Genomic DNA, 11,807 nt, shown 5'->3' on the forward strand with positions numbered 1-11,807 from the left:
TGTTTCACACTGGTGTCACTGTCGTGATCCATCTTTCATGCCCCTTTTGCAGGCCACAGCGCGCTCATATATTCATGTGAGCGGCCGATGCCACGCCCTGCGGGCCGTCTGATAAGGGGAATCGCTCTGCTCTGGTTCGTAATCTTGCTGTGTCTGGCAGCCGCTCTGGCGCTCTTGTGGATCACGCAACTACCCAATCTGCGCTGGATCATGGCCGCACATCTTATCGTGGCCGGGCTCACCTTGCCCGTGGAACTTTATGGCCAGAATGTGCTTGATGCAGCAGGCTGTACTGGCAATGCCCTGAAGGGCCTCTCTTGCCCGGAATGGTCTTGGCTCATTCGCGTGGCCGTGTTCCAGCAATTCGCGAGCCTGTTGGTCTTCGCCTATTTCACGGCGGTGTTCCCGCTTGTCTGGGCCGTCTGTGCTGTGATCGAATGCGTGGCGCGCGTCTGGCGCAGGCGTGCTTCGTGAGCCGTTGAAATAAATCTGCGCCCTTCCCAAGGATCGCCGCGCCGCATACGTCTAAAGGAATGATGCGGGACAAGGTTTCAGAAGATGCGCTGGCGCAGGCCGCTGCGGGAGGCGACGCGGCGGCCTTTGGCGCGCTCGCGGCCCGCTGCTATGACCGGACCTTCGCGTTGGCCTTCCGCCTGACGGGCAGCCGCGCGGAGGCCGAAGACCTCGCGCAGGACATCTTCGAGAGCCTGCCCGGCAAATTGCCCCGCTATGACGCGCGCGCGCGGTTCTCCACCTGGCTCTACCGGGTCACGGTCAATGCCGCCCAGGATCGCCGCCGCCGCGCGCAGAGCTATGCGCGGGCATCAGAAGGCTGGGGAGACGTCGAACTGTCCCGGCGCGCGGAGGCAGAGGAAAGCGCCGCCGCGCTGGATTGGCTAACCCGCGCCATGGCCGCGCTCCCGGATGATCTGCGCGAGACGGCGGTGCTGGTGCTGGAGCCGCTGACACAAGGAGAGGTGGCCGAGATCCTGGGCGTCTCCGAGGGGACGGTCGCGTGGCGCATGTCAGAAGTGAAAAAACGTCTGCGGGCGTTGAAGGAGGCTGAGCAATGAGTGACGACCTTGATGATCTCGCCAAAGCGCTGCGCGCCGCCACGCCCGCGCCCGATGCCGCGCGCAAGGCTGATGTTCTGGCCCGCGCGCAGGAAAATTTTGAAAAATCTCCAGTCGCCGCCCAAGGATCGGCGGATGGCCCGCGTCTAACCTCTGATCGCCCCAAAACGGGGCTTCTCAGAGGAGTGTTTTCCATGTTGTCCACCTTGTCCCCCAAAGCCGCGTCCCACAAAGCCGCACTGGCCGGGTCCACTGCCGTCGCGCTGATCGCTGCCGTGCTCTTCGTGCCCGTGCTGGATCTGGGTGCCTTGCGCCCCGGCGGCGGCCCGCTGCCGCAAGCGCCTGTTGCTGCCAAGAGCGAGGCTGTGGCCGTCGAGACGCAGGGTACGCCGGTGATGGCGGAACCGATCATCGCGGAAGACATGGCCGTGGCACCCGCAATCGCGTCTGACAGCCTGAGCGCCGCGCCCATGGCCGCCCAAAGCCGCGCGCGGACCGGGTTGGCGCAACATGGCGGCGGCTACCTCGCGGAGCGTCCCGTCCCCCTGCCTATGCCGATGCTGGAGGCGCCGGTTCCGCAAGCCGACACAGAGGCCTTCCCGGAGGCCGACACTAACCCGGTCAAGGTCACCGCGGAAGACCCCGTCTCGACCTTCTCCATCGACGTGGACACCGCGAGCTATGCCGTGATCCGCAATATGCTCAGCCGGGGTCAACTGCCCCAGCCCGACACCGTGCGGATCGAGGAGATGGTCAATTACTTCTCCTACGATTACCCCGCCCCCATGGGCGAGAACATGTTCACCGTCTCTCTGGGCGCGATGCAGACGCCGTGGAACGCGGGAACACAGCTCGTGCGCATCGGCCTGCAAGGCACCTTGCCTGCTATCGAACAACGCCCGCCGCTCAATCTGGTCTTCCTGATCGACACCTCTGGGTCCATGAACCAACCCAATAAACTGCCGCTCCTGAAGCAATCGCTCTCGCTCATGCTCTCGGAATTGCGCCCGCAGGATGAGGTCGCCATCGTGACCTATGCGGGTTCTGCGGGAGAAGTGCTGGCCCCCACACCCGCCGCTGAGCGCGACACGATCCTCGCCGCGCTGGACCGGCTGGAGGCGGGCGGCAGCACCGCCGGGCAGGCGGGTCTGCAACAGGCCTATGCCACTGCCGCCGCCATGGCCGCAGAGGGCGAGGTCTCCCGCGTGCTGCTGGCCACCGACGGGGATTTCAATGTGGGTCTGTCAGACCCCGAGGCGCTGGAGGATTTCATCGCCGACAAACGCGACAGCGGCACTTATCTCTCTGTGCTGGGCTTCGGGCGCGGCAATCTCGATGACGCGACGATGCAGGCGCTGGCCCAGACCGGCAACGGCACCGCGGCCTATATCGACACGCTGAGCGAGGCGCAAAAGGTGCTCGTCGATCAGCTTACTGGCGCGCTCTTCCCGATTGCCGATGACGTGAAAATTCAGGTGGAGTGGAACCCCGGCACCGTCGCGGAATATCGTCTGATTGGCTACGAGACCCGCGCCCTGCGCCGCGAGGATTTCAACAATGACGCCGTGGATGCGGGCGAGATTGGAGCGGGCCATCAGGTGACCGCGCTCTACGAGATCACGCCGGTCGGGTCCGAGGCGCGTCTGACCGATCCGTTGCGCTACGCGGCCCCTGCGGTCGAGAGCGGGAGCGATGAGCTGGGCTTCTTCCGTCTGCGCTACAAAGCGCCGGGAGCGCAGGACAGCACCTTGATCGAACAGCCGATCGGTGCGGAGCTGAGCGCCGATGACGACCTGCGCTTCGCCGCCGCCATCGCGGGCTTCGGCCAGCTGTTGCGCGATGCACCCTATCTCGGCGTTTGGGGTTGGGATCAGGCGATTGATCTCGGCACATCCGCGCGCGGCGAGGACCGCTTCGGCTACCGCGCCGAGGCGCTGCGGCTGATGCGTCTGGGTGAGACGTTGGACAGGTAACGCGCTGATTTGAGGGTGTTGCGCACCCACCGCGCGCGCCGCGGTGCAGCGCAACACCCATCTTGTACGATTTGGGGGGTGTTTCGTACAAAAGCCCCCCTCATTCTGTCGAGGTCAGCACCGCTTCCACCCGTCTGTTCTGCGCGCGGCCCTCTTCGGTGAGGTTCGTGGCGCGGGGCGAGAGATAGCCCATCCCACCCGCTTCCATCTGCGCTCTGGGGATGTCGTAGCTCTCGGCGAGGCGGGTCTGCACCGCTTCCGCCCGGCGCCGCGACAACCCGATATTGCCCTCCAGCGAGCCCACGGAATCCGTATGCCCCACCAGCGCAATCCGCCGTCCCGGGTTGGCCCTGAGATAGGTCGCGAGCGCATCGAGGCTGGCATAGGGCCCATCGCTGAGCGTTGCGGAGCCGGTCTCGAAATTGAGATCTTCGAGAGTGATATGCCCATTTCTTTCAATGGTTTGAGCGAGATCGCCCGTCACGACCGGTGCCGTGGTGACAGGGCCTGTGTTCTGCACGGGAGCTGCCGCAGCGCTGCCCACGCGGATGATCTGAATGAAGCGCGCCGTGCCGTTGCCTGACACGAGGATCGCAACCGCCGCGGTGTCCTTGCGGGCGGACAGAAAGCGGAAGTCAGCCAGATTGACGAACATATCCGGCGGGGGCAGCACATCGGTGGCGAAGCGGAAATCAAACCCGCCGCAGGTGACGTCTGCGCAATCGAGCTTCGTCTCATACCCCGCCGCCAGAAGCGCATCGCGCAAAGGCGTCGTGATCTGCAGATTGGTCACGCTCTGACTGTCCAGCCGCCACGCTTCCCGCCGCACAGACCCTTCCAGACGTTCCGTGGGCAGGTCCGTGCCGTTGAACGGGGCCACGGGCAGGGCGTAAGAGGCGGGAGATTGCTCTTCTTCCAGCATCAAACGCGCGCCCTGAGGCAGCGCCAGATCCAGCGCGGCAACAGGCGTAGCTGTCAGACAGCTCAGTAAAATCAGAAGCTTAGCGCGCTTGTCCATGGTATTCAGCGTTGGGGCGCATATCCGTTGCGCTGGCCACCCGGTTGGACATGTTGAAAAAGCCCGTGACGTTGGCGATGTCCCAGATGTCCGCATCCTTGAAGCCGACATCACGCAGGCGTTTCCGGTCGGCCTCCGTGACCTCGCACGATATTTTCGTGACCTTCTCGGCAAAGCCCAGCATGGCGTGCTGGCGGGCTGTCAGATCGGCGGTGCGCCAGTTCATGACCATCCGTTCGCCCAGAACCGGATCACCCGAGAGCGCCCGCACCGCCGCGCCATGGGCGACCTGACAGTAAAAGCAGCGGTTGATGGACGACACGACCACGGCGATCATTTCGCGCTCCAGCTTTGACAGCCCGCTCTGGCCCAACATCAACGTGTTGTAGAGCGCCGTGAACCCGTTGAGCTGCTCGATATTCCAGGCATAGGCGCGCAGCACGTTGGGGATCATGCCCAGCTTCTCGGCGCAGATGTCGAAGTATTTCTGCGTCTCTGGCGGGAGCGGGTCCAACTCAGGCAGGTTGAGCGCGGTTGGCATATCGGTCATGGGTGGTCCTCCTGCAAGACACGGTAGTGATACCCCGGCTGCGCCAGAAAGCCCATCGCTTGATAAAGCGCATTTGCGGGTGCGTTGGCGTCTGTGACCAAGAGGCAAAGCGTTCGGGCGCCTTGGGTTGCGGCCCATTGCGCGGCGGCGACAACCATCCAGCGGCCTAGCCCGCGTCTGCGAAACCGCGCGCGCACTTCGAGCGCGTGCAGCATGGCAACATCGCCGTGCAGGGCGACAAACGCCGCGCCCGCAGGCGTATCATCGCGCCGCCCGAGAATGCCGGTCTTTGCGCCCTTGGCCCTGTGCATGATGGCGACGCGGGCCGGGCCAATGCCGCCTTCGGCCCAGATGTCTTCCATGATTGCAAGAGGTTCCCAGACTGCAAAGGCCGTCACGCGCGGGACCTGTTGACCGGCGAAGCCCTCGACGGGCAAGTGATACACGCGGGTTGGATCGACCACCTGGTAGCCCCGCGCGGCCAGCGCTGCGTCAAATTCCTGTTGATCGGGCGCGAGGGAAAACATCGGCGTTTGCCCCATCTCCCGCATCTTCGCTTCGGCCTTTGCCAGCTCGGCGTCCGTGGGCAGGCGGGTGTCTGTCAGCGACGCGGCAGAGACACGTTTGCCACCCCCCGCGCCATCGCGCAGCACGAAGGGGCCGTCCGAAAAACGGCGCCGCGCGGGCCATGTGGGCTCGATCGCGTCCAGCAGGGTCATGCCGGGAACAGCGATCTGAGTTCGGCCATCGCCGCGTCCACCTGAGCGCCATCATGGCCACGAATAACGATTTGCGCGCCGAAAACGCCGTCCTTCTGAAAGGGGTAGGAGCCGATGGACAGGGCGGGATTGCGCTCCGCCAATTGACCCAAAGGGCCTGCAATATCGCCCTCCCCGCGCATGATGCGCAGGCTTTGCGACAGAAGCGGCGCGCCGCCTGTCAGCGTTGGCAGGACAGACGCGACCATGGCTTGAAACACGCTCGGGACGCCTGCCATCACATGGACGTTGCCCAGCGTGAAGCCCGGTGCAACGGAGACGGGATTGTCGACCAAGGTTGCGCCGTCGGGGATTCGCGCCATGCGCAGCCGCGCTTCGTTCAGCTCGGACCCGGTCCGGGCGTAGTGCGCCGCCAGCAGCGCGCGGGCATCCTCCCGCACATCAATCGACACACCGAAGGCATCCGCGATGCAATCGGCTGTGATGTCGTCATGGGTCGGGCCGATGCCGCCTGAGGTGAATACATGGGCATAGCTTGTCCGCAGCGCATCCAGAGCGGCGATGATCGCATCGCGATTGTCCGACACGATCCGAACCTCGCTGAGGTTGATGCCATGTTTCGTCAGTTCGCCCGCGAGAAAATGCATATTGGCATCGCGAGTGCGGCCCGAGAGGATTTCATCCCCGATGACAAGCATGGCGGCGGTTGGGTTGGACATAGGGGCGGCTCCTTGGCATTTGGGCAGCAGGCGTTGTCGCGCCGCTCTGCGCACGGTATAGGCCCCGCCATGCGCTTTCAAACCCCTCTTGTGCCTGCGCGTCTCATCCGGCGCTACAAACGGTTCCTGTCCGATGCGGTTCTGGAACAGGACGGTCGTGAGATCACGGCCCATGCGCCCAATCCCGGCGCCATGATGGGTTTGGCGGAGCCGGGTATGCGTATCTGGCTTGAGCCGAATGACGACCCTCGCAAAAAGTTGAAGTTTGGGTGGCGGCTCGTTGAGCTGGAGGGCGGCCATATGGCGGGCATCGATACCGGCGTGCCCAATCGCGTCGTCGGTGAGGCGCTGCGTGCAGGCCAGATCGCGCCGCTGGCGTCGTATGGCAACGTGCGTGCGGAGGTCAAATACGGCGCTGAGCGCAGCCGGATCGACTTTTTGCTGACCGGTGAGGGCCAGCCTGACGCCTATGTCGAGGTCAAGAATGTTCATCTGCGGCGGGATGGGGATTGGGCGGAATTTCCCGATTGTGTGACCGAGCGCGGGGCCAAGCATTTGCGGGAATTATCCGCCATGGTCGCCCAGGGGCACCGGGCTGTTTTGGTCTATCTTGTGCAGCGCACCGATTGCGCGCGCATGCGTATCGCGGCTGATTTGGATCCCGGCTATGACGCGGCCGTGCGCGCAGCGCTCGAGGCCGGGGTTGAGATGTTGTGTTACGACACACATATCACCACCGAGGCTGTGACACTGCGCGACGCTTTGCCCTTTGTTTCGGCCTAGTTAGCTCAGGTAGTAGCCAGTTGCATGGGGTGGTCATGAGAGGCCTTTTCCCTTATTTGTTGCGGAAGACAGGATTGGAGTTTCCGGTGGACACCCGTGGACGCGTCACAAGAGATGGCATTCGCATTTATGAGCCCGGCGATTTCGCGGGCATGCATGCCGCTGGCAAGCTTGCAGCGACCATTCTCGATGATGTCGCAGAGCATGTGTTTGTCGGCCAGACGACGGCGGCGATTGACGATTTCATTCGCTTCAGCGTCGAGGAGGCGGGCGCCACTTCGGCCACGATTGGCTACAAAGGTTATCAGCATGCGTCGTGTATTTCGGTCAATCACGTCGTTTGCCACGGGATCCCGGGCGAGAAGAAGCTCAAGGACGGCGACATTCTCAACATTGATGTCACGGTTATCGTGGATGGCTGGTTCGGAGACACGAGCCGGATGTATGTGGCGGGAAAGCTGAGCCGCAAGTCCGAGCGCCTGGTGCAGGTGACCCATGATGCGCTGATGCGCGGGATTGAAGCGGTTCGACCCGGCAACACGTTTGGCGATATTGGCCATGCGATCCAGTCTTTTGTCGAGGCGCAGCGCATGTCTGTGGTCCGCGATTTCTGTGGTCATGGGCTGGGGCAGGTCTTTCATGCGCCGCCGAACGTTCTGCACTATGGCCGTGCGGGCACGGGGCCGGTGCTGGAAGAAGGGATGTTCTTCACCATCGAGCCGATGGTCAATCTCGGGCGACCGGAGACCAAGGTTCTGTCTGACGAGTGGACGGCTGTGACGCGGGACAAGAGCCTGTCTGCGCAGTTTGAGCATTCCGTCGGTGTGACGGCTGAAGGCGTCGAGATTTTCACGCTATCCCCGGCAGGCAGATTTCATCCGACCTACGGTTAAGTCCGGGCGGCTGCCCGCGGGATTTTGCGTATTTTGGGCCAGAAGAAGCCCGGGGGTGTTTTTCTTGCGGCGTTCGCGCGCTAGGGAGACCGAGACGTAATCGAGGGCAGATTTATGAGCGTAGCGAAACCTGTCGTGTTGTGCATTCTGGATGGCTGGGGCCTGCGGGATGAGCGCGACGCCAATGCGCCCGTTTTGGCGCAGACACCGCATTTCGATGACCTGATGGCCACGTGCCCCAATGCAACTTTGGTCACCTTCGGGCCTGATGTCGGCTTGCCTACAGGGCAGATGGGCAATTCGGAAGTCGGTCATACCAACATCGGTGCGGGTCGCGTGGTTGCCATGGATCTCGGTCAGATCGATCTGGCGATTGAAGATGGCAGCTTTGCGCAGAACACGGCTTTATTGGCGTTCATTGACACGCTCAAATCCACTGGCGGCACTGCACAGCTCATGGGTTTGTCCTCGCCCGGAGGTGTGCATGCGCATCAGGATCACATTGCGGAGGCGGCGCGGGTGATTGCCGGGGCAGGTGTGCCGGTGCAGATCCATGCCATCACGGATGGGCGTGATGTGGCTCCGCAATCAGCTGAGGCGCAATTGGCAGAGCTCGATGCCGCCTTGCCTGTGGGCGCGCATATCGGAACGGTGATCGGGCGATATTTCGCGATGGACCGTGACAATCGTTGGGAGCGGGTTCAAAAGGCTTTTGAACTTTTTGTGAGTGGGCAGGGGAGCACGGCGGCGGATGCCGTGAGTGCTGTGCGCGCCGCCTATGCCTCCGGGCAGAATGATGAGTTCATCGAGCCGGTGGTTCTGGACGCCTACACGGCACCCTCATCGGGCGATGGCGTTTTGTTTCTCAACTTTCGGGCAGACCGGGCGCGCGAAATTCTCTCGGCCCTCGCGGATCCTGCGTTTGAGGCCTTTGACGCCTCGGCCCGGCCGGACTGGGGGCAGGCCACGGGGATGGTGTCTTACTCGGATGCGCATGACCAGTTCATGCAAACGCTCTTTCCCAAGCGCGAACTGGTGAACACGTTGGGCGAATGGGTGGCGAAGCAGGGCAAAACGCAGTTTCGCCTCGCGGAAACGGAGAAGTACCCCCATGTGACCTTTTTCCTGAACGGGGGCGAAGAAACGCCTTCGGAGGGAGAGGATCGCTTCATGCCGAAGAGCCCCAAAGTTGCGACGTATGATCTGCAGCCCGAGATGAGTGCGCCCGAGGTCACCGAGCGCTTTGTTGCGGCCATCCGCGAAGGCTATGATCTGATCGTGGTGAACTACGCGAACCCCGACATGGTCGGCCACACGGGCGATTTGCAAGCGGCGATGGCCGCGTGTGAAGCGGTCGACGCCGGACTGGGCGCGGCTTTGGCGGCTCTGAAGGACGTCGGTGGCGCGATGATCGTCACAGCAGATCACGGCAATTGCGAAACGATGGTTGATCCCGAAACCGGCGGGCCACATACGGCGCATACGCTCAATCTCGTTCCCGTGATCCTGTTTGGCGGGCCAGAGGGCGCGGGGTTGCGCGAAGGTCGCCTCGCTGATCTCGCGCCAACCGTGCTCGAATTGATGGGATTGCCTCAGCCGGACGAAATGACCGGCGAGAGCCTGTTGACATGACACGCCTGTTCGCAGCGGTTTGGGCCATCTGCCTGGCTGGAACAGCGCTGGCAGAAACACCCGCGCAGACCGCAGAGCGCGCACTTTCGCTTCTGAACGAGGCGTCGCGCCAGCTTGAGGAGGCGGGATCTGGCCGCGAGCGGGTGCGCGCGTTGACCGCGACCGTGCAGGGGTATGAAAAGGGGCTTTCCGCGTTGCGTGAGGGCTTGCGGGCGGCGGCTCAGAGAGAGGCGCAGCTATCAGTGGATTTGACAGCACAGGAGGCGGAGATTGGCCAGCTTCTGGGCGCACTCCAAGTGATCAGCCGGGTGCCTGAACCTTTGGGTCTGGTGCATCCGGCGGGCCCATCCGGCACGGCGCGGGCCGGCATGTTGCTCGCGGATGTGACGCCGGGGTTGCAAGCGGAAGTGGAACAATTGCGCGCGCAGGTCCAGGAGATGCAGGATTTGCGCGTGTTGCAGGAGCAGGCGGCCACACGTCTGGCCGATGGCCTTGCCGGGGCTCAGACCGCCCGGACCGCTCTGAGCCAGGCCATGGCGGATCGGACGGATTTGCCCAAACGCTTTACCGAAGATCCCATTCAGACAGCTGTCATGATTGCGTCAACCGAGACGCTGGAGGGCTTTGCCTCCGCCCTGACCCTGATCGAGGACGATCCGGCGGCACCCCAACCCGCACCGATTGCGGCCCTCAAGGGCACGCTGCCCTTGCCTGTGGCGGGTCAGGTCCTGCGGCGTGCAGGGCAGGCAGATTCGGCGGGAGTTGTGCGCCCGGGTTTGCTTGTGGCCACAGGATCGGAGGCCCTCGTTACGACACCCGTGCCTGCGACGATCCGCTACCGGGGGCCTTTGTTGAACTTCGGCCTCGTCTCCATCCTTGAGCCTGAGGGCGGTATGCTCTTTGTTTTCGCGGGGATGGCGCAGGTTTTTGGCGAGGCGGGGCAGGTGATCCCGGCGGGTGATCCGGTGGGCCTGATGGGTGGCACCTCACAATCAAGCGAAGGGGGTGGAAACACACGCCCGGAAACGCTCTATATAGAGGTAAGGGAAAACAATCGGACTGTTGATCCGGAAACCTGGTTCCGAACCGGAAGGGAATAAGCTGAGATGAAGAAATTTGTCATGGCCGCGCTCGGCGGCACACTGGCCGGAGTGCTGGCGACGACACAACTGGCCGCGCCGCTTCTGGCGCAAGAGAGCGCGCGAGGAACGAATGTCTATGAGCAGCTGGATCTCTTCGGAGATATCTTCGAACGTATTCGTGGCCAATATGTGGAAGAAGTTGACGAGAGTGAGCTGATCGAAGCTGCAATCAACGGCATGCTGACATCGCTTGATCCGCATTCGGGGTATCTCTCGCCCAATGACGCGGCGGACATGCGCGTACAGACGCGCGGCGAATTCGGTGGCCTTGGTATCGAGGTGACGCAGGAAGAAGGTTTCGTGAAGGTGGTCTCGCCCATTGACGGGACACCCGCTGATGCGGCGGGGATCGAGGCGGGCGATTTCATTACTCATGTCGATGGTGAGAGCGTCCTCGGGCTTAATCTTGACGAAGCGGTTGAGATGATGCGCGGGCCCGTGGGGTCGGAGATCATCATCACGGTTGTGCGCGAAGGGGAGGGGGAGCCGTTTGACGTCTCCATCATCCGCGATACGATCAAGCTCACGGCGGTACGGTCGCGTTTGCAAGGCGAAACCGTTGTCTTGCGGGTGACGACGTTTAATGATCAGACGACGCCGAACCTCGAAGAAGGGTTCCGCAAGCAAGTCGAAGATGCCGGCGGGATCGAGAACATCAATGGGATCGTCCTTGATCTGCGCAACAACCCGGGCGGTCTTTTGACCCAGGCGATCCGCGTATCGGATGCGTTCCTTGAAAAGGGTGAGATCGTGTCGACACGCGGGCGCAACCCGGAAGATGGCGACCGGTTCAATGCAACGCCGGGTGATCTGGCGGAAGGCAAGCCGATTGTTGTTCTGATCAATGGCGGCTCGGCTTCGGCCTCCGAGATTGTGGCAGGCGCGCTGCAGGATCATCGCCGGGCCATCGTCGTGGGGACAAAGAGCTTCGGCAAAGGCTCGGTCCAGACTGTCATGCCGCTGCGGGGCAATGGCGCAATGCGTCTGACAACCGCGCGGTACTACACGCCATCGGGGCGTTCGATCCAGGCCTTGGGCGTGTCGCCGGACATTGTCGTCGAACAACCGCGCCGCGCGCCGGAAACCGAGGAAGAGGACGAAACGAACCAACGCTCGCGCTCCGAGGCGGATCTGCGCGGCTCGCTCAACAATGACAGCCTGAGTGAGGATGAGATAGAACAGATCGAAGCGGATCGTGAAAAGGCCGAGGCTGCTGCTGCTCTGCGCGAAGAGGATTATCAATTGGCCTATGCCATTGATATCCTCAAGGGTCTGACAGCGCTCGGCCCGAATGACTAGTGCCTT

General features: G+C 62.8%; 12 protein-coding genes. 8 read left to right on the forward strand and 4 right to left on the reverse strand.

From position 1 onward, the window contains the following. Window positions 1-87 precede the first annotated feature (87 nt). The 3 genes from ACP15S_RS16470 (at window position 88) to ACP15S_RS16480 (ending at window position 3,046) form a co-directional block, all read left to right on the forward strand. Window positions 88-474 carry a hypothetical protein gene (locus ACP15S_RS16470; protein ID WP_425040718.1) on the forward strand — a complete coding sequence of 129 codons (387 nt, stop codon included), beginning with the start codon at window positions 88-90 and terminating at the stop codon, window positions 472-474. Between the two features lie 62 nt (window positions 475-536). Then, entirely contained in the window at window positions 537-1,073 is a 537-nt protein-coding gene (locus ACP15S_RS16475; RefSeq protein WP_425040926.1) for an RNA polymerase sigma factor, read from the forward strand. Next, window positions 1,070-3,046: a YfbK domain-containing protein gene (locus ACP15S_RS16480; RefSeq protein WP_425040719.1), complete on the forward strand. Its 1,977-nt coding sequence runs from the start codon at window positions 1,070-1,072 to the stop codon at window positions 3,044-3,046. Before ACP15S_RS16475 ends, ACP15S_RS16480 begins: the two co-directional genes overlap by 4 nt. 100 nt (window positions 3,047-3,146) lie before the next feature. Here ACP15S_RS16480 and ACP15S_RS16485 read toward each other — a convergent pair whose 3' ends face one another. The 4 genes from ACP15S_RS16485 to ACP15S_RS16500 are packed head-to-tail and all read right to left on the reverse strand — an operon-like array spanning window position 3,147 to window position 6,052. Next, window positions 3,147-4,064: an OmpA family protein gene (locus ACP15S_RS16485; RefSeq protein WP_425040720.1), complete on the reverse strand. Its 918-nt coding sequence runs from the start codon at window positions 4,062-4,064 to the stop codon at window positions 3,147-3,149. Beyond that, window positions 4,048-4,614: a peroxidase-related enzyme gene (locus ACP15S_RS16490; protein ID WP_425040721.1), complete on the reverse strand. Its 567-nt coding sequence runs from the start codon at window positions 4,612-4,614 to the stop codon at window positions 4,048-4,050. Before ACP15S_RS16490 ends, ACP15S_RS16485 begins: the two co-directional genes overlap by 17 nt. Then, window positions 4,611-5,333 (reverse strand): GNAT family N-acetyltransferase, encoded by a 723-nt coding sequence (locus tag ACP15S_RS16495; protein ID WP_425040722.1) that lies wholly within the window; start codon window positions 5,331-5,333, stop codon window positions 4,611-4,613. The genes ACP15S_RS16490 and ACP15S_RS16495 overlap by 4 nt, the downstream gene beginning before the upstream one ends. Further along, the gene (locus tag ACP15S_RS16500; RefSeq protein WP_425040723.1) at window positions 5,330-6,052 is read right to left on the reverse strand and encodes a competence/damage-inducible protein A; all 723 of its coding nucleotides are present in this window, start codon (window positions 6,050-6,052) and stop codon (window positions 5,330-5,332) included. Before ACP15S_RS16500 ends, ACP15S_RS16495 begins: the two co-directional genes overlap by 4 nt. Window positions 6,053-6,121: 69 nt before the next feature. Here ACP15S_RS16500 and sfsA point away from each other — a divergent pair, with 69 nt between their 5' ends. The 5 genes from sfsA (at window position 6,122) to ACP15S_RS16525 (ending at window position 11,801) form a co-directional block, all read left to right on the forward strand. After that, on the forward strand, window positions 6,122-6,835 hold the full coding sequence (gene sfsA, locus ACP15S_RS16505) for a DNA/RNA nuclease SfsA (protein ID WP_425040724.1): 714 nt from the start codon (window positions 6,122-6,124) through the stop codon (window positions 6,833-6,835). An 86-nt stretch (window positions 6,836-6,921) separates the two neighbouring features. Then, window positions 6,922-7,728 carry a type I methionyl aminopeptidase gene (gene map / locus ACP15S_RS16510; protein WP_425040725.1) on the forward strand — a complete coding sequence of 269 codons (807 nt, stop codon included), beginning with the start codon at window positions 6,922-6,924 and terminating at the stop codon, window positions 7,726-7,728. 114 nt (window positions 7,729-7,842) lie between these two features. Further along, a complete protein-coding gene (gene gpmI, locus ACP15S_RS16515) occupies window positions 7,843-9,360 on the forward strand; it encodes a 2,3-bisphosphoglycerate-independent phosphoglycerate mutase (RefSeq protein WP_425040726.1) in 1,518 nt (505 codons plus the stop codon). After that, entirely contained in the window at window positions 9,357-10,460 is a 1,104-nt protein-coding gene (locus ACP15S_RS16520) for a murein hydrolase activator EnvC family protein (RefSeq protein ID WP_425040727.1), read from the forward strand. Before gpmI ends, ACP15S_RS16520 begins: the two co-directional genes overlap by 4 nt. A 6-nt stretch (window positions 10,461-10,466) precedes the next feature. Further along, on the forward strand, window positions 10,467-11,801 hold the full coding sequence (locus ACP15S_RS16525; RefSeq protein ID WP_425040728.1) for a S41 family peptidase: 1,335 nt from the start codon (window positions 10,467-10,469) through the stop codon (window positions 11,799-11,801). Window positions 11,802-11,807: the final 6 nt, after the last annotated feature.

The organism is Primorskyibacter sp. S187A (assembly GCF_049800955.1).
In the GTDB taxonomy this organism is placed as follows: Bacteria; Pseudomonadota; Alphaproteobacteria; order Rhodobacterales; family Rhodobacteraceae; genus JAKVBH01.